General features: G+C 48.0%; 23 protein-coding genes and 1 pseudogene. 6 read left to right on the top strand and 18 right to left on the bottom strand.

Annotated elements, in window-relative coordinates; genetic code table 11:
* Window positions 1–58: 58 nt before the first annotated feature.
* The 5 genes from ATB02_RS22615 to ATB02_RS22595 all read right to left on the bottom strand — a co-directional run bounded on the left by ATB02_RS22615 (window position 59) and on the right by ATB02_RS22595 (window position 4,386).
* Entirely contained in the window at window positions 59–511 is a 453-nt protein-coding gene (locus ATB02_RS22615) for a DcrB-related protein (RefSeq protein WP_105272280.1), read from the bottom strand.
* A gap of 50 nt (window positions 512–561) precedes the next feature.
* On the bottom strand, window positions 562–2,556 hold the full coding sequence (locus ATB02_RS22610; RefSeq protein WP_105272279.1) for a type VI secretion system Vgr family protein: 1,995 nt from the start codon (window positions 2,554–2,556) through the stop codon (window positions 562–564).
* 221 nt (window positions 2,557–2,777) lie between these two features.
* On the bottom strand, window positions 2,778–3,134 hold the full coding sequence (locus ATB02_RS22605) for a hypothetical protein (protein WP_105272278.1): 357 nt from the start codon (window positions 3,132–3,134) through the stop codon (window positions 2,778–2,780).
* Entirely contained in the window at window positions 3,131–3,661 is a 531-nt protein-coding gene (locus ATB02_RS22600) for a type IV secretion protein Rhs (protein ID WP_198600592.1), read from the bottom strand. The genes ATB02_RS22605 and ATB02_RS22600 overlap by 4 nt, the downstream gene beginning before the upstream one ends.
* A gap of 605 nt (window positions 3,662–4,266) precedes the next feature.
* Window positions 4,267–4,386: a glutathione S-transferase gene (locus ATB02_RS22595; RefSeq protein WP_072000954.1), complete on the bottom strand. Its 120-nt coding sequence runs from the start codon at window positions 4,384–4,386 to the stop codon at window positions 4,267–4,269.
* 212 nt (window positions 4,387–4,598) lie between these two features.
* On the opposite strand from ATB02_RS22595, the gene ansP reads away from it, so the two are divergent.
* A complete protein-coding gene (gene ansP, locus ATB02_RS22590; protein ID WP_105272276.1) occupies window positions 4,599–6,098 on the top strand; it encodes an L-asparagine permease in 1,500 nt (499 codons plus the stop codon).
* A 112-nt stretch (window positions 6,099–6,210) separates the two neighbouring features.
* On the opposite strand, the gene yncE is transcribed toward ansP, so the two are convergent.
* Complete coding sequence (gene yncE / locus ATB02_RS22585; RefSeq protein ID WP_105268474.1) at window positions 6,211–7,272, bottom strand: 7-bladed beta-propeller protein YncE; 1,062 nt, start codon at window positions 7,270–7,272, stop codon at window positions 6,211–6,213.
* A 240-nt stretch (window positions 7,273–7,512) separates the two neighbouring features.
* Between yncE and pqqU the strand changes: the two genes are divergently transcribed.
* The gene (gene pqqU, locus ATB02_RS22575) at window positions 7,513–9,615 is read left to right on the top strand and encodes a TonB-dependent receptor PqqU (RefSeq protein ID WP_105272275.1); all 2,103 of its coding nucleotides are present in this window, start codon (window positions 7,513–7,515) and stop codon (window positions 9,613–9,615) included.
* Window positions 9,616–9,650: 35 nt separating this feature from the next.
* Here pqqU and mcbR read toward each other — a convergent pair whose 3' ends face one another.
* Together mcbR and curA are read right to left on the bottom strand one after the other, a co-directional pair.
* On the bottom strand, window positions 9,651–10,316 hold the full coding sequence (gene mcbR / locus ATB02_RS22570; protein WP_105272274.1) for a colanic acid/biofilm transcriptional regulator McbR: 666 nt from the start codon (window positions 10,314–10,316) through the stop codon (window positions 9,651–9,653).
* Window positions 10,317–10,514: 198 nt separating this feature from the next.
* Window positions 10,515–11,552 (bottom strand): NADPH-dependent curcumin/dihydrocurcumin reductase, encoded by a 1,038-nt coding sequence (gene curA / locus ATB02_RS22565; protein ID WP_105272273.1) that lies wholly within the window; start codon window positions 11,550–11,552, stop codon window positions 10,515–10,517.
* A 180-nt stretch (window positions 11,553–11,732) separates the two neighbouring features.
* On the opposite strand from curA, the gene ATB02_RS22555 reads away from it, so the two are divergent.
* Both ATB02_RS22555 and ATB02_RS22550 read left to right on the top strand, forming a co-directional pair.
* Window positions 11,733–12,248 (top strand): GNAT family N-acetyltransferase, encoded by a 516-nt coding sequence (locus tag ATB02_RS22555; RefSeq protein WP_000027557.1) that lies wholly within the window; start codon window positions 11,733–11,735, stop codon window positions 12,246–12,248.
* A complete protein-coding gene (locus ATB02_RS22550) occupies window positions 12,248–12,697 on the top strand; it encodes a DMT family transporter (RefSeq protein WP_105272272.1) in 450 nt (149 codons plus the stop codon). The genes ATB02_RS22555 and ATB02_RS22550 overlap by 1 nt, the downstream gene beginning before the upstream one ends.
* Here ATB02_RS22550 and ydcY read toward each other — a convergent pair whose 3' ends face one another.
* Together ydcY and ortT are read right to left on the bottom strand one after the other, a co-directional pair.
* Window positions 12,698–12,931, bottom strand: coding sequence for a DUF2526 family protein YdcY (ydcY, locus tag ATB02_RS22545; RefSeq protein WP_000018633.1), 234 nt, complete (start codon window positions 12,929–12,931; stop codon window positions 12,698–12,700).
* 85 nt (window positions 12,932–13,016) lie between these two features.
* Window positions 13,017–13,190 (bottom strand): orphan toxin OrtT, encoded by a 174-nt coding sequence (gene ortT, locus ATB02_RS22540; RefSeq protein ID WP_000061178.1) that lies wholly within the window; start codon window positions 13,188–13,190, stop codon window positions 13,017–13,019.
* A gap of 193 nt (window positions 13,191–13,383) precedes the next feature.
* On the opposite strand from ortT, the gene yncL reads away from it, so the two are divergent.
* A complete protein-coding gene (gene yncL, locus ATB02_RS22535) occupies window positions 13,384–13,479 on the top strand; it encodes a stress response membrane protein YncL (protein ID WP_001303494.1) in 96 nt (31 codons plus the stop codon).
* 399 nt (window positions 13,480–13,878) lie between these two features.
* On the opposite strand, the gene ATB02_RS22530 is transcribed toward yncL, so the two are convergent.
* The 8 genes and pseudogenes from ATB02_RS22530 to hicB form a co-directional block, all read right to left on the bottom strand.
* Entirely contained in the window at window positions 13,879–14,688 is an 810-nt protein-coding gene (locus tag ATB02_RS22530; protein WP_105267397.1) for a CatB-related O-acetyltransferase, read from the bottom strand.
* Between the two features lie 233 nt (window positions 14,689–14,921).
* Window positions 14,922–16,346, bottom strand: a complete 1,425-nt coding sequence (patD, locus tag ATB02_RS22525) for an aminobutyraldehyde dehydrogenase (RefSeq protein WP_001163863.1) — start codon at window positions 16,344–16,346, stop codon at window positions 14,922–14,924.
* A gap of 21 nt (window positions 16,347–16,367) precedes the next feature.
* Window positions 16,368–17,162, bottom strand: coding sequence for an ABC transporter permease (locus ATB02_RS22520; RefSeq protein ID WP_105272271.1), 795 nt, complete (start codon window positions 17,160–17,162; stop codon window positions 16,368–16,370).
* Window positions 17,152–18,093, bottom strand: coding sequence for an ABC transporter permease (locus ATB02_RS22515; protein ID WP_039020866.1), 942 nt, complete (start codon window positions 18,091–18,093; stop codon window positions 17,152–17,154). Before ATB02_RS22515 ends, ATB02_RS22520 begins: the two co-directional genes overlap by 11 nt.
* The gene (locus ATB02_RS22510) at window positions 18,094–19,107 is read right to left on the bottom strand and encodes an ABC transporter ATP-binding protein (RefSeq protein WP_105272270.1); all 1,014 of its coding nucleotides are present in this window, start codon (window positions 19,105–19,107) and stop codon (window positions 18,094–18,096) included. It abuts the gene before it with no gap.
* A 17-nt stretch (window positions 19,108–19,124) separates the two neighbouring features.
* Window positions 19,125–20,270 carry a putative ABC transporter substrate-binding protein YdcS gene (ydcS, locus tag ATB02_RS22505; protein WP_105272269.1) on the bottom strand — a complete coding sequence of 382 codons (1,146 nt, stop codon included), beginning with the start codon at window positions 20,268–20,270 and terminating at the stop codon, window positions 19,125–19,127.
* A gap of 244 nt (window positions 20,271–20,514) precedes the next feature.
* Window positions 20,515–21,921: an aminotransferase-like domain-containing protein gene (locus ATB02_RS22500; RefSeq protein ID WP_105272268.1), complete on the bottom strand. Its 1,407-nt coding sequence runs from the start codon at window positions 21,919–21,921 to the stop codon at window positions 20,515–20,517.
* Window positions 21,922–21,999: 78 nt separating this feature from the next.
* A pseudogene (hicB, locus tag ATB02_RS22495) lies at window positions 22,000–22,236 on the bottom strand (type II toxin-antitoxin system antitoxin HicB); the annotation flags it as partial.
* 178 nt (window positions 22,237–22,414) lie between these two features.
* Here hicB and ATB02_RS22490 point away from each other — a divergent pair.
* On the top strand, window positions 22,415–22,645 hold the full coding sequence (locus ATB02_RS22490; RefSeq protein ID WP_000491567.1) for a DUF2554 family protein: 231 nt from the start codon (window positions 22,415–22,417) through the stop codon (window positions 22,643–22,645).
* The last annotated feature ends 75 nt before the right edge of the window (window positions 22,646–22,720 follow it).

The raw sequence follows: 22,720 nt of genomic DNA, 5'->3' as shown, positions 1-22,720 counted from the left end.
GGGCATCACCCTGCCTTGCCGCCCAGAATGCCTCTTCCATGTCCCGTTCCCTGTGTGATTAATTCGTCCCGGCTTCCCGCCGTATCCTGAAGCGCAGATTCTTTTTAATTTCAGCCCAGCGCGTCATATCTGCCGGGGTCAGCGGTGTGGTTCTGGCGTAGGTGAAGGCCATCATGACCCGCTCACCCGGCAACACAAATGCCACCTGACACTGGTACACCTGCTCGTTACCCCGGAGAAACTGGCTCTGTATTTCCAGCCCTTCTTCACCGTCATTAATCCCCACCCGTGTTACCTGAACGGGCGTGTAGTGAAGATCCTTTACCTGTTTCTCCAGTTTTTTCATTTGCTGTTCAATCTGGGAGGCTAATTCGTCTCCTTCCTGCATCTGGCCCCGGCTGATAATGAGTGCAGCGTCGGGATCGCTGAGACGCAGCATATTAATCGTACTGTCCTGAATAATATTCCCGGGGAAAGTTACAACAGTTTCATTGAGATAATACTCCGTCATAATGGTATGAGTCCTTTTTAATTAATAAATTGTTTAATGATGGTTTTTATTTATTTTTTAGTCATGAAGGTGACGTCTATTGCCAACTGAAGGGCTGTTTTCTCCGATGTTCCAGGCGGAGGTATATCTGCCGTTCTGTCATTCATATTTAAATCAAGCTGCCCTGATTGTGTATTTATCTTTCCATTTTCCGTTGCGGTAATATTAAAATTCTTACAGGTTATATTAAATATTCCGTCACTGGTCATTTGCAGGATAGTTTCTCCGCAGCTAAGAATAATGGAATCTCCCGCAGCAAGGCGTAAATTCTGTACGGCCTGAATCGTTTTATTTCGTCCGGCAAGGGAGGTATCATCCGTCTGGACTGTTAGAGAACGTTTCTCACCAATAATCGCAGTTTCTGTTTTATCAATGACTTTAAGGCGATTATTGCCCACCCAGTGGCTTTCATTATTATTTACTTCAATGCGTTGATCTTTCTCGGCATGCAACCAGATTTCTTCTCCGCCAGTTTTATCCTCAAAACGCAAGGCGTTAGCATTGCTCGGGCCGCCGCCGATAGTGTGACTGTAAAATCCGCTTTGCGTCGCTGCGCCCGGTAGTCCCCACGGTGGCATGGTGTCCTGGTTGTAGGTACGCCCAACGATTATCGGTAAATCCGGATCACCGTTTTTGAAATCCACCAGTACTTCCTGACCAATGCGCGGGATCTGAATGCCACCGAATCCTTTACCCGCCCACGGATAACTGACACGGACCCAGCAGGAACTATTTTCGTCATTCTTACCGTAACGATCCCAGCCAAACTGAACTTTCACCCGGCCATATTTATCTGTCCAGATTTCCTGCCCTGCCGGGCCGGTGACGATGGCGCTCTGCGGGCCTTTAGTGTGGGGTTTGCTCAGGGTTCGTTGTGGGCGGTAAACTTCGCTGGTGGGATGCAGTTCAAAGCTGGTTGAGTAAGAGAAATGCTGCTCCTGGCCGCTGTGTTGCGCATTGTCCTGTATAAATAGCGTGGTCTGTACCAGCAGATATTCCCGGTTCACTTCGGCTGTCGGATAGTTTTCCAGGGTGAAGGTAAAACCTGTCATCAGGGTACGAATATTGCCGCTGCCCTGTACCCGACTACCGGGGCTACGCTGTTCTTCCATGCGAATGCGTGTCAGCATTTCACCCTCACTCTTTGTGAAGTAGTCTCCCGGCCATTCGTAGTGCTCATATTCAGCAAGGCCAGTTTCACGCGGATTAGCCACGGTGCTCTTCAGCAGTGAACGCGGCTTCATAAAGTCGAAATCATTTAGTACCCACTGTCCGCTGCGCAGGCTTTCATTTGCTGTGATGGTATGGATAAATTCCTTGTCCAGTTTCAGCCCTTTCTGGTAATAACACACCAGTGGCGAATCTGCGCACGCCTTGTGGACATTAATGGCATCAGCCAGCACTAACGTGTGACTGTTCTCGTTGTGCTCAAACCACCAGTAGATACCCCACTCCTGCATCAGGCGCTGAATAAAATCGAAATCTGTTTCACCGTACTGCACCTGCCAGGCGCGAGTCGGATAATTTTCCACCAATCGTTTTTCCACTGGCCAGGGGTACTCATCCAGTACCTCATCCAGGATGTCCACCACGTTTTTATTCTGAAACGCTTTGTAGTCACTAGTGTGGGTCAGTATTTTTAACCACGGTTCGAGTCGCAGTTCATACACCACCGAACGTCCTTGATGACCAGCCACGCGTGCCGCCGTCACCAGCCCGCTGATATAACGTTTTCCGCCGCCATCCAATTCGATATTGACGCACAGATCTTTGCCCACCATCGGTTTGAGCTGCAGGTTGGCTGCGGGGGAAACATAGCCCAGGTTCAGGATGTCAGGAGTTTTTAATTTAATAGAATAAGTAAATAGTTCCCCTACTGTTTCTGTACCCCCTAAGCTTGCAAACAGTAACATTCCATCAGGAACTGCGCTGCCGCTCAAAGTCACGTTATGTGTACCCGATCCAGTTAGTGCGCCGGATGGATAATCTGTAGCTGCAAAACTCATAATTAATCCTTTTAACTAGAAATGGCTAAGTGCTAATAAGAAATCTTACAGAGAATAAAATATGCAATATATTCGTAGCTGGCATAAAACATCTCAATACTTATGCGTGCTACTGAAGATACTATCAACCATATATGCCTTGAAGAATGCACCATCATGTTAACCTGGTGGAAACATTCACCTAAAGTACATTAATAAAACCAATAAAATTATTTAATCTGTTATTTGATATGATTATCATCAAGTCTTAAAATACGTTCCCCGGTTCTAATTATGCTAAAACCATAATATTCTTTTGTACTTCCGGAAGAGAGCACATATTTCCCGATATACATAACATCTGAAGATAGCTCACTTATGTCAATACATACGGGATCGAACTGACCTGTCACTCTTTTCAATTTTATTGCATTGCCATATTTACCTTCATATAAAATATAATTTGAAATAATATTCCCATCGTCTGTTTTTGAACAAACCCGCCCGTCTTGTAAATATACATTACCGGGTAACAATGGGCGAACATAATCACCAACAGTGCATCCCGATAAAAAGAATAACAAAAAGAATCTCTTCATATGACACCAGCAGGAAATAAATTAAGCACCTTCTTGTATTTTTCCGATAGAGTATTCACTGATTCTGTTGTATCACTTACATAGTTAACATTTGCCAAATCAGCGACCAATCCATAGTTAATCAATAGCCAATAATCAGCAACTATAGATGCTTGTTGTTCCATAGAATAAGAAGAAATTGACTGTAAATTAAGATCGTAATGATAATTTGCCGCCCAGGAAAATAAACCACGCAACTTAACTGCATACCCTTTCTGATATTGCCAAACATGCATCGTTTCATGAATAAACAAGTGAGAAGCACCTGCAACTGTTTCACGATCACCAGGCATTGCTTGCGATGAAAAATCTGAACTATAAACAGCATCAGGATAATACATTTCCCCGTTTGGGGTCATCGCTGTTCTTTCCCCTTGACCAGGCAAATATTTTTCATTGTGGATCCATACCTTGCTATAATCAATTGTATTCTCAAAAATCGATCTGGCCAATGTTAATTCACCAGATGTCATTCTCCTTAATGATATATCCTTTCCCCTGGAAATAATATCTTTCAGATAAAACACAAACGCTCTTTGATGTTCAACATTTCCACTTTATGCAGTATTGATGGCATCATCTTCATAGAAAATGAAATCAAAGCAAGTTATCAACGTTTCCCGTTATGATTTTTTAACCTTAATTCTCAGCATTTTTATTAATCTATCTTCAATATCAATAACCGATGCAAATGATTACGCAGTTATCATAACTCCCATCAATTGATTAATATCTGTAAACGCTACCGCCCCACCCTGATATTTTAATCTGCACATAGCAATCTTAACGTTATGCCCCATACATTAGTAATGTAAATTAAGAATTCGGAATATATCAAATTCACTTCATAAATTAATATCGAGAATGATATACACATTAATTATATTGAAGTCATGTTTTAAGCGTTGTAATGACCATGGAACAGGACTAATTCCAGAAACTCCTGTCAGGCAATAGCGCGTTTATCACCCTACATGCCTTTTACATTTTTTAGCCTTTTCTGTAACGTCGGCAACTGGCTCATTTAATCAGCAATTGTATCGGCATTTGGCGTATTACCCCTGAAACCTGCCATGTGCTAGCCCCTCACTATTCAATGATCCAACCACGCCAGTGTCCACTGCAACCACTGGCGTTCAGAGCGACGAACGAGTGGCGCAAGAGTAGGACTGCCGTCGGGTATCATCAAACCAATAGTGGTTGTTTCCGTCATAATTTCATCAGGTTGCTATTTTGTTGCCGGCCGCCTTTATCCCCGCATATTTATAGCGGGATTATTTTGCATCGTTACACGATAAAAGGTAGGATTCTGCGCCGACAGTTATACCCATAAAGAATAATGGTGAATCTTGTCATCGCCAGGATGAATAAACATTGTTCACGGCAACTTATATTACTTTTTCATTAAAGCAATCAGGGAGAGCAATGAGTAAACACGACACCGACACTTCAGATCAACACGCCGCGAAACGCCGATGGCTTAATGCCCACGAAGAGGGGTATCACAAAGCGATGGGCAATCGCCAGGTACAGATGATCGCCATTGGCGGCGCGATTGGCACCGGCTTGTTTTTAGGTGCAGGAGCCCGACTGCAAATGGCGGGTCCTGCGCTGGCACTGGTTTATTTAATATGTGGCTTGTTTTCGTTTTTTATTCTGCGGGCATTGGGTGAACTGGTGTTACATCGCCCTTCCAGTGGCAGCTTTGTTTCTTATGCCCGAGAGTTTTTAGGAGAGAAAGCCGCTTACATTGCAGGCTGGATGTACTTCATTAACTGGGCGATGACCGGGATTGTCGATATCACCGCCGTCGCACTGTATATGCATTACTGGGGCGCATTTGGTGGTGTACCGCAGTGGGTATTTGCGCTCGCTGCGCTAACCATCGTTGGCACCATGAATATGATTGGTGTGAAATGGTTTGCGGAGATGGAGTTCTGGTTTGCGCTTATTAAAGTGCTCGCCATCGTGACCTTTTTGGTCGTGGGTACAGTGTTCCTCGGTAGCGGTCAGCCGCTGGATGGCAACACCACTGGCTTTCATTTAATTACCGATAATGGCGGCTTCTTCCCCCACGGTTTACTGCCTGCGCTGGTGTTGATTCAGGGCGTAGTGTTTGCTTTTGCCTCCATTGAAATGGTGGGTACAGCTGCCGGAGAATGTAAAGATCCGCAGACCATGGTGCCTAAAGCCATTAACAGTGTGATTTGGCGTATTGGCCTGTTTTACGTCGGCTCCGTGGTGTTGCTGGTTATGTTATTGCCGTGGAGCGCGTATCAGGCGGGGCAAAGTCCGTTCGTGACGTTTTTCTCTAAACTGGGTGTGCCATATATCGGCAGCATTATGAACATTGTGGTGCTGACCGCTGCCCTCTCCAGCTTGAACTCAGGTCTGTACTGCACCGGACGTATTCTGCGCTCAATGGCGATGGGCGGTTCCGCACCGAGTTTTATGGCGAAAATGAGCCGTCAGCATGTGCCGTATGCCGGGATCCTGGCGACGCTGGTCGTTTATGTTGTTGGCGTATTCCTTAACTATCTGGTGCCGTCGCGCGTATTTGAGATTGTGTTGAACTTCGCGTCGCTGGGAATCATCGCTTCATGGGCGTTTATCATCGTGTGCCAGATGCGCCTGCGTAAAGCGATTAAAGAAGGCAAAGCAGCGGATGTCAGTTTTAAACTCCCAGGTGCGCCCTTTACGTCGTGGCTGACATTACTGTTTTTACTGAGTGTACTGGTGCTTATGGCGTTCGATTATCCGAACGGGACTTACACCATCGCTGCGCTGCCAATTATTGGCCTTCTGCTGGTTGTAGGTTGGTTTGGTGTGCGCAAACGCGTTGCAGAAATTCATAGCACTGCGCCAGTCTTCGAGGAAGATGAAGAAAAACAGGAAATTGTGTTTAAGCCAGAGACGGCGAGTTAATTGCAAAATTGCCCGGCTATGTGCCGGGCAAATTCAGATTAGAAACGAGGGTGCCGGATGCGGCGTGATAAAAGTCAGGCAAGTCTCTCCGTTTTCACCCTCGCCATATCTATTACAACGCAATACGAATCACATCGTCCGGCTGAGTAGCTTCCTGCTGTTTAGTAGATTTTTGTTTCACACTGACATACAGCGTTTTGCCATCGGCAGACAGCGCCAGGCTGTTCGGATGGGTCGGCGTATCGAACGTTTTCACCACTTTATAGCTTTTCGCGTCAATCACACTGACTTTACCTGCCTGACGATGCGTTACGTAGGCTTCATTACGCGCTGGGTTAAACAGCACAGCCAGTGATTCCGGTGCCGCAACCTTCGCCAGAATATTGCCATTACGGGTATCGACCACTAGCACTTCTGCCGCTTTAGAATCGGTGATAAATGCACGCTGATTGGCGGTATCGAGGCTGATGTTGATAAAGAAGTGCTCTTTGCCATCATCCAGCAGCTTTTTACGGCTGAGGATTTTATTGTCGGCGGTGTCGATGGTAATCAATTCACCATCGGCATTAGTGGTGTAAAGACGTTTGCCTTTGCTATCCAGCGCCAGACCGGTACTCATTTTACCGGTGTTCTGGATGGCGGTTTTCAGTTTGATATTCTCGCCATCAACGACCCAAATCACGCTCTCTTTACCAATACCACTGATGTAAACGGTGTTCGTGGCATCATCAGCTACCAGCTCACGCGGTTGCAGCGGGCGCACCTCTTCCGTGCGCTTACGATCATCCAGCACCAGACGGCCTTTCACTTCGCCCGTTTTGGCATCTATCGCCGTGACGGCGCTGTTTACGGTGTTACCAAACCACAACGTCTGAGTCGTGTTATTGATGGTGGCACCAAACGGCTTGAGATCGTTATGGATCGCCTGCGTCACTTCCAGAGTGACCGGATCAAGACGATAAACCACGCCACCTTTATCCAGTTTGCGGCTTTGCGAAGTGGCGAGCCACAGCGCGTTTTCTTGCTGGCTATAAGCCATTTCGTAGGCACCTTTACCTACCGCTTTACGCAGCATTTCTTCTGCGGCCTGCGTACTGAATGATGAGGCAACAAGCAATGAACCTAACAGTAATGAACCACGCAGGCGCGATGAAAACAGATGACGTAAATGCATGACGACTCCCTTTGATGAACCGATATTTTTGCTGCTTCACAATGCTTCGCTAAGCGTAATCATCGTTACGCTCTTGTTATAAATGGGAATGGTAATCATTATTTTCTCAAATGTGGAGCATTTCTTGCCGTTACGACTACAATTTTCTCAATTACTTAACGTATTGTGCCGTTTCATTTTCCATAAATTTACAATTTCATTACCATGACGGTGTTTTCCCATTCTTAACCTGGCTTTTTCATGAAGATTTTTTCCGTCCGACAGACCGTTTTGCCCGCACTGCTTGTCCTTTCCCCCGTTGTTTTTGCCGCTGATGAACAGACTATGATTGTCAGTGCCGCACCGCAGGTGGTTTCAGAACTGGATACCCCAGCAGCAGTAAGCGTGGTGGATGGCGAGGAGATGCGCCTGGCAACACCGCGCATTAACTTGTCCGAATCACTGACCGGCGTGCCTGGTTTGCAGGTACAAAACCGGCAGAACTATGCGCAAGATTTACAGCTGTCGATTCGCGGATTTGGCTCCCGCTCCACTTACGGTATTCGCGGTATTCGCCTGTATGTCGACGGTATTCCCGCCACAATGCCCGACGGACAAGGGCAAACATCCAACATCGATTTAAACAGTGTGCAAAATGTGGAAGTGCTGCGTGGCCCCTTCTCTGCCCTGTATGGCAACGCGTCTGGCGGTGTAATGAATGTCACCACCCAGACCGGACAACAGCCACCAACCATTGAAGCCAGTAGTTACTACGGCAGTTTTGGCAGCTGGCGCTATGGGCTGAAAGCAACGGGCGCAACGGGAGACGGCACACAGCCCGGTGATGTCGATTACACCGTCTCAACCACGCGTTTTACGACCCACGGCTATCGTGATCATAGTGGCGCACAGAAAAATTTAGCCAATGCCAAACTGGGCGTTCGCATTGATGACGCCAGCAAATTAAGCCTGATTTTCAATAGTGTGGATATCAAAGCAGATGACCCTGGTGGGCTAACTGAAGCAGAATGGAAGGCGAATCCGCAACAAGCGCCACGCGCTGAACAGTACGACACGCGAAAAACCATCAAGCAAACTCAGGCTGGGTTGCGCTATGAGCGTAGCCTGAGCGCGCAAGATGATATGAGTGTGATGATGTATGCCGGAGAGCGAGAAACGACCCAGTACCAGTCAATCCCGATGGCCCCCCAACTTAACCCGTCGCATGCGGGCGGCGTGATTACTCTACAACGCCATTATCAGGGGATAGACAGCCGCTGGACACACCGTGGCGAACTGGGTGTTCCGGTCACGTTCACTACCGGCCTGAACTACGAAAACATGAGTGAAAACCGTAAAGGCTACAACAACTTCCGCCTGAACAGCGGTGTGCCGGAGTACGGGCAAAAAGGTGAGTTGCGCCGCGACGAACGCAATCTGATGTGGAACGTCGATCCTTATTTACAAACGCAGTGGCAGCTGAGCGAAAAACTGTCGCTGGATGCTGGCGTGCGCTACAGCTCCGTATGGTTTGATTCCAACGATCATTACATTACTCCGGGTAACGGCGATGACAGTGGTGATGCCAGTTATCACAAATGGCTACCAGTCGGATCGTTAAAATATGCAATGACCGATGCCTGGAATATCTATCTGGCAGCCGGGCGTGGTTTTGAAACGCCGACGATTAATGAGCTGTCTTATCGTGCTGACGGTCAAAGCGGTATGAACTTTGGTTTAAAACCATCCACCAACGATACAATTGAGATCGGCAGTAAAACGCGTATTGGTGATGGGCTGCTTAGTCTCGCATTGTTCCAGACCGACACCGATGATGAAATTGTTGTCGATAGCAGTAGCGGTGGACGTACGACTTATAAAAATGCCGGAAAGACCCGTCGTCAAGGTGCTGAGCTGGCATGGGATCAACGTTTCGCGGGAGATTTTCGCATAAAAGCGTCCTGGACCTGGCTTGATGCGACCTATCGCAGCAATGTGTGCAATGATCAAGATTGTAACGGTAACCGGATGCCGGGGATCGCCCGTAATATGGGCTTTGCGTCGATAGGTTATGTACCGGAAGATGGCTGGTATGCAGGTACGGAAGCGCGTTATATGGGCGATATTATGGCCGATGATGAAAATACGGCCAAAGCGCCATCTTATACTCTCGTCGGCTTATTCTCCGGGTATAAATACAATTACCACAATTTAACTGTGGATTTATTTGGTCGTGTCGATAATTTATTCGATAAGGAATACGTTGGTTCTGTCATTGTCAATGAGTCAAACGGGCGATATTACGAACCTGCGCCCGGGCGAAATTATGGTATCGGCGTGAATGTTGCGTGGCGATTTGAGTGATTATCTTGATGCCCGGTATTTGCCGGGCATTTAATTTAACGATTATATTGCTGGTATAACATAGCAACATTTTGTTGCATAATTTCAGTAAGACAATGTCTGCATCGCTCTTTGTCTTTTACTTTCAACGCGGCGAGTAGTTCATGATAGCTTTCTATACGATCCTGTAATTCCGCTGGATTAATCGCTTCATAAAGATAATGTAAACCAGGTCCCATCCTGACCCACAGTTGCTCAATCATCTCACACAGGATGGGCATATTTGAACGATGATAAATCGCTAAGCGAAATAACCTGTTCGCATTAATGATTTGTTCCATGTCGCCCTTTTCTTGCGCCTGCTGTAATTTATCGAGCAATTTCTGAAGTTCCGCTATATCTTGCGAGGAGAGGTTTTCTACAGCCAGAGTAACTGCCATTAATTCCAGCTCGTAGCGGATCCGATTGATTTCGTCTAATTGACCTTTCCCCACTTCCGGAACTGTAAATGCTTGCGCTGGTGCGACAGAGAGCGCATTCACCGAAACCAGACGTAATAATGCTTCACGCACGGGTGTAATACTCATACCTAATTGCTCCGCCAGATTTTTAGTAATCAGGCGTGCGCCAGGTTTTAGTGCGCCAATACTTAGTTGATGTTTCAGGTCGTTCTCAACCTGCATAGTCAAACTGACATGTTTCATTTTTTCCGTTCCAGGCATTTTACTTCCTTCGCGTGTTTTCTTTCCGACCCTGCCTGCATAGCAGAAGGCGTTCACCTGGTGTGTTAAAATGAATAATCATAAGCCACTCACCTTTGTAGTTATTAGCAGCAGAATAATGATGTGGTCAGTTAATTAAAGCTGAAAATAAGCTTTTTGCCTGGATTTTTATGGCGGCTTTATGCCGCCGTCGTATCTTTAATCATCATCCGCCACGCGGATCACCACTTTGCCAAAGTTTTTACCCTTCAGCAGGCCGATAAACGTCTGTGGGGCGTTCTCCAAACCGTTGGTAATTTGTTCACGATAGTGAATTTTCCCCTCTTTCACCCATTGTCCCATCTCCTGCTGAAACTCATGGATACGGTGACCATAATCCTGACCAATAATAAACCCTTGCAAGCGAATGCGTTTTTTCAGCACCGTTGCCATCAACAGAGGTAATCGATCCGGACCGGGTGGTAGCTCTGTAGCGTTATAGCTGCTCACTAAGCCGCAGACGGGAATGCGCGCGGATGTATTGAGTAACGGTAGCACCGCATCAAATACCTTACCGCCAACGTTTTCATAATAAATATCGATACCTTTTGGGCACGCTTTCGCCAGTTGCTCGGCAAAATCATCCGCGTGATGGTCAAGGCAGACATCGAAGCCCAACACCTCGGTAGCATGGCGGCATTTTTCCGCGCCACCAGCTACCCCCACCACTCTGCAACCTTTAAGTTTGCCGATTTGCCCCACCGTCGCCCCCACTGGTCCTGTCGCTGCAGCTAGCACCAACGTTTCGCCTTCTTTGGGCTGACCGATATCCAGCAGGCCCATATAAGCGGTAAAGCCTGGCATCCCCAGCACACCCAGCGACCACGATGGATTTTGCGGATGATCGCCAAGTTTCACCAAATCATCACCACTGGATATGTCATAGTCCTGCCATCCACTGTAGCCCAGCACCCAGTCACCAGGCTGGTAATCAGGATGATTTGACTCCACAACACGGCTCACCGTACCGCCGACCATCACGCCGTCAATGTCAACCGGCGGTGAATAAGATGGCTCATCGCTCATACGTCCACGCATATACGGGTCCAGTGACAAATAAACTGTGCGCAGTAATACCTGTCCTTCACCCGGTGTGGCGACATCATCTTCTTCAAGACGAAAATTCTCCGGAACCGGCGCGCCATGCGGACGCGAGGCCAGAACCCAACGTCGATTACGCTGCTTTTGTTGCCCCATAATGCTCTCCTGTGCTTTTGGCATGAATCCATCAATAGTAGCAGGCTCGCAGGATTGGTTTTGTTTGCAGTCGTCACATCCCCTCTGCAACACGCAATAATTTCATCGAGGAATCCGTTGCTTCGGGCTGTTTTCGATAGTATTGATAACGTCATTATCATTATTTTATCGAGGCCAGACATGTCCATCCGTTTTGCCCGCAAAGCCGACTGTGCTGCCATTGCGGAAATTTATAACCACGCCGTGTTGTATACGGCGGCTATCTGGAATGACCAAACGGTGGATGCAGATAACCGCATTGCCTGGTTTGAAGCGCGGACCATAGCAGGTTATCCGGTGCTGGTGAGTGAAGAAGATGGCGTAGTGACGGGATATGCCTCGTTTGGCGACTGGCGTAGTTTCGATGGTTTTCGCCATACCGTGGAGCATTCGGTTTATGTCCATCCTGATCATCAGGGCAAAGGTCTTGGGCGTAAATTGTTAAGCCGATTGATTGATGAAGCGCGGGATTGCGGGAAGCATGTTATGGTCGCCGGGATCGAATCGCAAAATCAGGCTTCGCTGCATCTCCACCAGTCGCTGGGATTTGTCATCACCGCACAAATGCCGCAGGTGGGCACTAAATTTGGGCGCTGGCTGGATCTGACATTTATGCAGTTGCAACTCGACGAACGCAGTGAACCGGACGCAATCTGATGAATCAGTCGCTTACCCTTGCCTTTTTGATTGCCGCCGGGATTGGTCTGGTCGTCCAGAACACGCTGATGGTGCGCATCACCCAGACCTCCTCTACCATTCTCATCGCCATGTTGCTGAACTCACTGGTAGGGATTGTGCTCTTTGTTTCTATTTTATGGTTTAAACAAGGCATGGCGGGGTTTGGCGAACTGGTGTCCAGCGTGCGCTGGTGGACACTTATACCTGGCTTGCTGGGATCGTTTTTTGTCTTCGCCAGTATCAGCGGATATCAGAATTTGGGAGCGGCGACAACTATTGCAGTACTGGTCGCCAGCCAACTGATTGGTGGTCTGGTGCTGGATATCTTCCGCAGCCAGGGCGTACCACTACGGGCGTTGATCGGCCCAATTTGTGGCGCAATTTTACTTGTGGTTGGCGCCTGGCTGGTGGCCAGGCGCACATTTTAATCAGAGGATGGTGCCGCCTTTGGTTAACTGTTCGTGGCGCGCTTCCATATCTTCTTTATGCTTGCGACCGTGATGGGCGATCGCTGTGCGCAGACGCTGCTGCTGGGTGTAGCGATCTTCCCGACTTAACTCCGCGTCATCGCTCAGGGCGATTAATAATTCGTTCATATGGGCAATGACGCTCTCTTCAATCGCGGCATCCACGCGCGCGATGACTTCATCAAGATGCGACATACTTTCTCCTTAGCCACTTGTGAAATTTATCGATTCATCCAAATGATATAAGTCTGCGTGGTGCCGTCAAGCCAGTGCGTAAGATTTAAAACAGTGAAAACAACAGCGCCACCGGGAAACTCATCGGCCATGTTGCCCCCACCAGAAAGGCGCTTAAGAAACGGATGCGTTTCTTATCGTGAGAAAGAAACCAGGTGATAAGAAATGCGATTGCTGCCATAACCGCATAAAAAACAAGCATGTGTTGATAGAGAGACATGTACGGGCGTCCAGCCAGATGAATAAAACGCGCGCAAATATGCGTCATTTTTTGACGTGCATCAAGTTTTTTCACCAGTTTGAGAAAAAATCATCAACAGCAACTTGCCCTTATCCATCTTCAGAATAAGTATTATTGCGGATTTTCTTAACCCGTACTATACACATAGGGGCAATGATAAAAGGTGGCAAAAATGAATGTTTCCAGTAGAACTGTAGTACTGATAAATGTCTTTGCTGCTGTTGGTTTGTTTACTCTTATCTCTATGAGATTTGGCTGGTTTATTTGATGTAGTGATTTTGCACGCAGCACGTACTGTCAGAGAAATCAGTGCTCTGACAGTACGCAAGATCATCTCATACTCTCCAGGTTTACAACATTATCCTTAATATTTACTTCTTTTTGCTGACATCTACATTGAAATAAGTAGAAAACATCCCCCTCCTATCGTCCTTACAGACAGCTTACTGATTCAAAGGGAACTTTGTTTTCACATTTTTCTATCGTCATTACTTTAGACGCGCGGGGTCTATAAATGCTTTATACTTTCAGGGAATAAAGTAAATATAAAAAGATGGCATAAAGTATATGCATGGCAGGATGTTTGCAACCTCCTTGAGGACGCTGTCCCATTGAAATTGCAAACCCCGCACTGGTTATCTGCCCATTTATCATGTAAAACAGACAATTATAGATCTCTGAATATCTCAGAAAGATTGAATTTTTTATAGTCCCTCTCTTGAATATTTCCATTTGATATCAATCGATTCATCTCTTCAACAAAATAATTTATATCATCACATTTGTTATTATCCGGAAGATCTGAGTAATTATAATTCCACCACTTAATTCTCAACAATTCATCAATAATATTTGAATCAAATCTAAATCTGATTATTTTTGCAGGAACTCCTGCAACTATGGCATATGGTGGCACATCTTTGGTAACAACGGAATTGGCAGCAATAACAGCACCATCACCTATTGCGATGCCACCTTTCAATACAACATCATTTCCTATCCAGACATCGTTTCCTATAATCGGATTTTCAGGTTTGGTAATGAATGGTTTCAATGTCCAGGGTCGTTCGAACTCACTCAAGGCAAATTTATCAAATTCACCGTTATAAGTCATCATGTGAGTAGTAAAACGATTCATAGGATGATTTCCACCCATTATTTTTACATTTGATGCAATACTACAAAATCGTCCTATATGTATATTCCCTGAAAAATGACAAGTTGGAAATGAAAATGCACCTACACTGGAAAAATTTTTTACAGGCATTGTTGAATATTCTTCAGCAATAACATTCTCTTCAATTGATATTTTGTCACCTTTTGAGAAAAGAAATAAATTCCTTTCTTTGTAAGACTTCTTCCCTTTATGATTTAAAAATATTTTATTATCCATGCAAAATTCAAAGTGTTTTTTCGTCCACCTAAAGGTAATGTTTTTATTTTTATCTTCCGTGAATTTATATAACTGTACGTTCATACTAAAGATTTCTACTTTTACTTATAAATTATTAGTTGAATAACGATACTCTAAAGTCTTCTATGAATCAACCATGACAGGATGAAAAATCACCATCATACCTTTAGCGCATAATAGTCGTCTAACTTTTCCACTCGTTTTAATGTATTCATTATTATTAATCGCCAATGACTCAAAACTTCAAACGATAGTGGCCATCATATAATTTCATATAACAGCCACTAGCATTTAACTTAATGTTTAACCATGACATGGCGGACGACGGTGTAATCCTCCAGTCCATAAAGTGACATATCCTTGCCGTAACCAGAAAGTTTCTGCCCACCGTGCGGCATTTCACTTACCAGCATGAAATGGGTATTGACCCAGGTACAACCATATTGCAGCCGTGCGCTGACACGATGCGCCCTGCCCACATCTTTAGTCCATACCGAAGATGCAAGTCCGTACTGGCTGTCATTCGCCCAGTTCACCACCTGTTCTTCATTGTCAAAGGCCGTCACGCTCACCACCGGACCAAATACCTCTTTTTGAACGATGGCATCGTCCTGTAACGCGCCAGCCAGCAGCGTAGGCGCGTAGTAATAACCATTACCCTTGCGCTTTTCACCACCGGTGATCACTTTGATGTGCCCTGTCTCTTTCGCCTCTTCTACCGCCTTGCTGACACGTTCGAGATGTGCCAGCGAACTTAACGGTCCAAGCTCTGTGGACTCGTCATCCGGCGCACCAGATTTTAACGTTGCCACTGCAGCACCGAGTTTTTCCACCAGCGTATCGTAAATACCTTTTTGCGCGTAGATCCGACAAGCCGCAGTACAATCCTGTCCGGCATTGTAATAGCCAAAAGTACGAACACCTTCGACCACTGCTTCAATATCAGCATCATCAAAAACAATCACTGGCGCTTTGCCACCAAGTTCCATATGAGTACGCTTAATAGACGGCGCTGTATGGCTGATGATGTGCTCGCCGGTGGCGATAGAGCCCGTCAGCGACACCATCCGCACTTTGGGATGTCCGGTCAGCGGATCGCCCACTGTTTTGCCTCTGCCAAACAGCACATTAATCACGCCAGCCGGGAAGATATCTTTCGCCAGTTCAGCCAGCTTCAACGCTGTCAGCGGCGTAATTTCTGATGGTTTAAGCACTACGCAGTTCCCTGCCGCCAGCGCCGGAGCCAGTTTCCACGCGGCCATCATCAGCGGATAATTCCACGGTGCGATAGAAGCCACGACCCCCAACGGATCCCGACGGATCATTGAAGTATGACCTTCAAGGTATTCGCCGGCCGCCAGACCATTGAGGCAGCGCGCCGCCCCGGCGAAAAAGCGAAAGACATCGACAATCGCCGGAATTTCATCATTGAACGCACTATGCAGCGGTTTGCCACAATTACGGGACTCCAGTTCGGCAAAAACCTGACCATTTTCTTCAATAACATCGGCCAGTTTCAGCAGGCATTCCGCACGCGCTTTCGGCGTGGTTTGCCCCCATTCGGCAAATGCTGCATCTGCCGCGCGAACAGCAGCATCCACCTGCTCTGCGGATGCCTCGGCAATCTCCAGTAAAACGTCCCCCGTTGCCGGATTATAGACAGGCTGTTTTTCCCCTTCGCCGCTAACCAGTTCTCCGTTAATCAGTAACTTATGTTGCATAGCATATTCCTGTATCAGTGGTTATTGACCATTGTCGCCTTCGCGGGTTAGCCACCAGGCCCCCAGGATCGGCAAGGTTGTTACCAACATAACCAGCAGTGCCACCACGTTGGTTACCGGTACATCACGTGGTCGCCCAAGCTGATTGAGCAACCACAACGGTAACGTTCGTTCATGACCTGCCGTAAAGGTCGTAACGATGATTTCATCGAACGACAAGGCAAACGCCAGCATTCCTCCTGCCAGTAGCGCCGAACTGAGATTCGGCAACACTACGTAGCGGAAGGTTTGCCAGCCATTGGCCCCAAGATCCATTGACGCCTCAACCAGACTCCACGAGGTGCGGCGAAAACGGGCGATGACATTGTTAAACACCACCACTACGCAAAAAGTCGCATGACCGACCACGATGGTGAAAAATCCCGGCTCCAGATTGATGGTTTTAAAAGCAGTTAATAGCGCCAGACCAGTGACAATGCCCGGCAGCGCAATGGGCAGCAGCAATAACAATGAAATGGCGCTTTTACCGAAAAAGTCCCGACGCCACAGCGCAGCAGCGGCCAGTGTCCCTAATACCAGCGCAATTAATGTCGCCAGCGCCGCCACTTTAAGTGACAGTGTCACAGCATCAAGAATATCACTACGCTGTGCTGCCACGCTAAACCAGCGCAGCGTCAGGCCTTGCGGTGGAAAACTAAACGCTGCATCTTCGGTATTAAAAGCATAGGCGGCGATAATCAGGATGGGAAAATGAAGGAAAACCACGCCGCCCCAGGTCGCCAGTTTAAGGAAAAACGGTGCGCGTTCAGAGTGCATCGAATGCTCCCAGACGTTTCACGAACGCCAGGTACAGTGCGATGAGAACAATCGGCACCAGGGTGAATGCCGCAGCCATCGGCATATTGCCAATCGCCCCCTGCTGGGAATAAACCATATTGCCGATAAAATATCCTGGAGGGCCAACCAGCTGCGGAACGATAAAATCGCCCAGTGTGAGTGAAAAGGTAAAGATAGAGCCAGCGGCAATACCCGGGATCGCCAGCGGCAGCACCACATAGCGAAAGGTTTGCCGTGGACGCGCGCCAAGATCAGCCGACGCCTGCAACAATGACGGCGGCAAACGCTCAAGCGCCGCCTGCACGGGCAGGATCATGAACGGCAGCCAGATATAGAGAAACACCAGAAAGCGCCCCAGCCCGGAAGTTGACAACGTGTTACCGCCCACCGCTGGTAATGTAAGGAACGCTGTCAGCAGTGGTTCCAGCCCCAGATGTTGTAAAAACCACTGCGCCACGCCATCTTTTGCCAGCAATAATGTCCAGGCATAAGCTTTAACAATGTAGCTTGCCCACATTGGCAGCATCACCGCAATATAGAAGAACGCTTTCATTTTCCCGCTGGTATAGCGCGCCATATACCACGCCATCGGAAAAGCCAGAATGGCGCTGGCGATAGTGACAGCCACAGCCATGGTTAGCGTGCGGAGGATGATGTCGTAATTCGCCGGATTAAACAGCGCGCGGATATTCGCCAGCGTCAGTTCTGGCGTTACCGACATGGTGAAATCGTCAAAGGTATAAAAGCCCTGCCATAACAGCGTCAGGAGTGAACCAAAATAGACAATGCCAAACCACATCAGCGGACCAAGCAGCAGCAAAAACAGCCCCAGTCCCGGTTTTCGCCAGAAGAAACCTGACACCTTACCCAACCCTGGGCGCGCAGGTGATTGCAATACGTTCATCGCCATTCACCTCTCCTCAACCAGCGGCACCATTACATCGCGCGACCAGGAAACCATCACCTGTTGTCCGGGCGTGAGCGTGGCAGGCAGTTCTTCGCCTGTGATATTGGCCTGACTCACCAGCAGTTTTTCACCGTCGTCCAGTTTCAGTTCAAAACGGGTCGTCGCCCCCTGATACTGTACAGCCTGAATAGTGCCATTAGCCTGCACTTCGCCGGATATATTGAGGCGGATATGCTCTGGTCGCAGGGCGAAACTTCCCGTCATACCACAAAGTTTCTCTGCCATCAGCGCATCAAATACATTCGATGTCCCGACGAATCCGGCAACAAACGGCGTGCGCGGACGCATATAGAGATCGCGCGGGGAATCGACCTGCTCAATACGACCGTTGTTGAATACCGCAACACGATCGGACATCGATAACGCTTCGCCCTGATCGTGGGTGACGAAAATAAAGGTGATGCCAAGAGACTGTTGCAGCTTTTTCAGCTCCAGTTGCATCTGCTCACGCAGCTTAAGATCCAGCGCGCCGAGCGGTTCATCCAGCAGCAATACGCGCGGTTCATTCACTAACGCTCTGGCAATGGCAACCCGCTGACGCTGACCACCAGAAAGTTGTGACGGTTTACGTTGCTGTACAAATCCGAGCGCCACTTTCTCCAGCGCCTCTTGCGCCATTACGTGTCGCTGTTTTTTATCCACCCCTTTGACCATCAGCCCATAGGCCACGTTGTCAAGAATCGACATATGCGGAAAAAGCGCGTAGTCCTGGAAAACGGTATTCACGTCCCGCTCCCACGGTGGCAGATTGCTGGCGGGTTTACCAAAGATAGATATAGTCCCGCCGGAAAGCTGTTCGAATCCAGCAATCAGGCGCAGGCAGGTGGTTTTGCCGGAGCCAGACGGCCCCAGCATTGAGAAAAACTCACCATCTTTTATCGCAATACTGACACCATCTACCGCGCGCACATCACCATACAGTCGCGATACGTTGTCAAACTCCACTGCGTACGTCATAAAACACCCCAGCGAAGTTAGCGGCCGCCCATAATGGCAATATAATCCTGCGTCCAGCGACTGTAGGGAACAAACTTGCCCCCTTCTGCTATAGGCGTTTTCCAGAAGGCGATTTTATCGAAATAGTTAAAACCGTTTGTTTCACAACCTTTTTCGCCTAATAACGGACTGGCTTTACACCCTTCCGGCACTACCGGTAACGAGCCAAACCAGGCCGCCACATCGCCCTGCACTTTTGGCGTTAATGACCAGTTCATCCATTTGTAGGCGCAAACCGGATGTTTCGCTTCGCTATGTAGCATGGTGGTGTCAGCCCAACCGGTAACGCCCTCCTTCGGGAAAACGGTAGCGACAGGCTGGCCTTCGGCTTTCAGGGCGTTGGCCTGATAGGGCCATGCACTGGAAGCAACCACACCCTCGTTTTTGAAATCGCTCATTTGCACGGTAGTGTCATGCCAGTAGCGATGGATCAAACTATGTTGATCGCGCAGCACTTTCAGCACCGCCTGGTACTGTTCTTCGGTGAGTTGATACGGATCGCTGATGCCCAACTGCGGCTGAGTGGCTTTAACGAACAACGCAGCATCCGCAATATAAATAGGGCCATCATAAGCCTGAACGCGGCCTTTATTGCTCTTACCGTCCGGCAGATTCTGCGCAACAAAAACCACTTGCCAGCTATCCGGCGGCGTCGGGAAGGTTTTCGTGTTGTACATCAGCAGGTTCGGCCCCCATTGGTAAGGAGTGCCGTAAACTTTGCCGCCAACGTTAAACCAGTCGCCTTTAACCACGCGCGGATCGAGCGCTTTCCAGTTGGGAATCAATGCGGTATTAATCGGCTGCACGCGTTTACCCATAATCAGGCGCAGCGAGGCATCGCCGGACGCCGTAACCAGATCGTAACCCCCTTTGGTCATCAGACTGACCATTTCATCGGACGTCGCGGCGGTTTTTACATTCACCACGCAACCTGTCTCTTTTTCGAATTGCGTTACCCAGTCGTATTGTTTATCAGTTTGTCCGCGTTCGATGTATCCCGGCCAGGCGATAATATCCAGTCGCCCTTCCGGTTTATCTAAATTGGTAGGCGGTTCGGCGGCGTGAGCGGTCATTATTGTCATGGTGAGCGCACACAGGCTGCTGCGGGCAAATGTCTTGCTCATAAGGTCTTACTCCTGTCGTAATTAATTGTTCAGCCGCCGTGCCGTAAAAATATCTCCTTGTTTAACCATAGACGGCGGCTTGCAGGCACACCTTCGCCCCTGAGAAAATTTAATCAGGTTGTGAGCTACCGCGCATTATGCCGTCTGTGAGATTATCTTCTGGAGTATAGACAAGGGGTTAGGAAATATGACTGCTATTCGAAATTCATATTACCCAACCTAAGAGGAATTAAATTAAACGCTATTACAGCCGTTCTTGAATAAGTTTGCCTAATTGCTTAACCGCCTGTTCTTCGCGCTCGCCCCACTGCCATGCAGTATTAAAACGAAAAAAACGTGACCAGTTTTCACCGGTAGAAAACATTTTACCCGGCGCAATACTGATATGATGCGTCAGTGCTGCCAGGCTTAATTCGCCCGCATCTAACGGCGCGGGGAGTTCCAGCCAGAGAAAATAACCGCTGTCATTATGATGAATTTTCACTTCCGCAGGCAGATAACGCAGCAGTGCCTGCCAGGCACGTTGTTTACGTTCCGCAAGCTGGCGACGCAGGCGACGAAGATGGGCGTCGTATCGGCGCGTGGAAAGGTAATCCACCAGCGCAAGCTGCATCGGTGAGCTGGTGGAAAGCGTACTCATCAACTGCAAGCGTTGAATTTTACGTGCATGTTTTCCGGCGGCGACCCAACCAATACGAAAACCAGGCACCAGACATTTCGAAAACGAAGAGCAATGCAAAACACCATCGTGGCGATCCCACGCTTTCGCAGGCAGCGGTTTTTCCCGTCCAAAATAAAGTTCGCTGTAAACGTCATCTTCAATCAGCGTTACGTTGTACTGATTGAGCAACGCTACCAGCCGCGCTTTTTTCTGCGGCGTTAAGGTAAAACCGAGCGGATTCTGGCTATTAGTCATCAGCCAGCACGCTTTCACCGGATACTCCTGCAACGCCAGTTCCAGCGCCTGAAGGTCGATCCCTTCGTTCACATCCGTCGCCACCGATAACGCCTTCAGCCGTAACCGCTCCAGCGCCTGCAACGCGCCGTAGAAACAAGGATTCTCTACTATCACCCAATCGCCTGGTTCCGTTACCGCTTGTAAACTGAGGTTTAATGCCTCTAACGCCCCGGCGGTAATGACAATTTCATCAGGAGAAATAGTGATGCCCTGTAAGGCATAGCGACGAGCAATAGCCTGACGCAGTTCTGCGTTTCCTGGCGGTAAGTTTTCAATCACGCTCATCGCCGTGGCGGTTTTGCTTACCTGCGCCAGCGAGCGGTTTAGTTGTTGGAGGGGGAAAAGTCGCGGGTCGGGAAAGGCCGAGGCAAACGGAACTACCGACGGATCGCGACTGGCCTGCAACATATCAAAAATATAGGTGTTGATATCGACTGCTTCATCTCGAGTGACTGGAATGACTGGCGCTTTCGGCATTTTTATTGCCTGTGGCGCAACGTAATAACCCGATTGCGGTCGCGCGATAATATATCCCTGACTTTCGAGCAACTGATAGGCATGGCTGACAGTCATAAAGCTCATGACAGAAAGCGCCACCTGGTCACGCAACGAAGGCAAACGATCTCCGGGTTGCCAGATACCCGACGCAATCTGCTCGCGTAATTGTTCTGCAAGCTGCTGGTATTTTTTCATTATCGAATCGTTATTATGTGCAGGTGATTCGGCAGTCTATATCAGTTGTTAAAAATGACAACTTTTCATTAACTGTTATCAAACCATCACCAGCGATAACTCTTTGCCAAGCGCCTTAGCTGCAAGCTGGACGGCGTCGATTTTTGTCGCATGGTGCAAGTTAAATAAGCGAGTAATTTCCTGTTTAGGTTTGCCAATTCGCCTGGCTAACTCTTGCTGAGTGATTTCTGACTGTAAAAAAGGATTTAACAGCAATACCTTAGAGGCGACGCTCAAAGGCACTTCAATAAAGTGATCGTGACTATTTAATGGCGAAGTTTACCTCCGTGTGTAATGTGCTCGAAAATAGCACTAAATCGCCGCAACGGCAGAATGCAATGCAAAATCAGGAAGGAAGATTCCAGAATTTCTTTGCGCTAATTTGCAAAACTGAATAATAACCTCAAGAAACGATCGGCATCATAGCGGCAAAAGGTCAGAAAAAGGTGGCGGGATGTTTTCGAAGGCGTTATCGGTTGTCTTATTAACGTGTGCACTGTTCTCAGGACAACTCATGGCAGGGCACAAAGGACATGAATTTATGTGGGTAAAGAATGTGGATCATCAGCTGCGTCATGAAGCGGACAGCGATGAATTACGTGCTGTGGCGGAAGAGTCGGCGGAAGGTTTGCGCGAGCATTTTTACTGGCAAAAATCGCGCAAACCAGAAGCGGGACAGCGTTGAGTCATTTGTTGCCGGATGCGGCATAACGCCTTACCCGACAGGCAATATCATGCAGATTGGATGAGTGGTGAGTAA

It is taken from the genome of Escherichia sp. MOD1-EC5189 (genome assembly GCF_002966045.1).
Taxonomy (GTDB): domain Bacteria; phylum Pseudomonadota; class Gammaproteobacteria; order Enterobacterales; family Enterobacteriaceae; genus Escherichia; species Escherichia coli_F.
The sequence above is the reverse complement of the archived record's forward strand: the minus strand, read 5'-3'. Positions and strand labels throughout refer to the sequence as shown.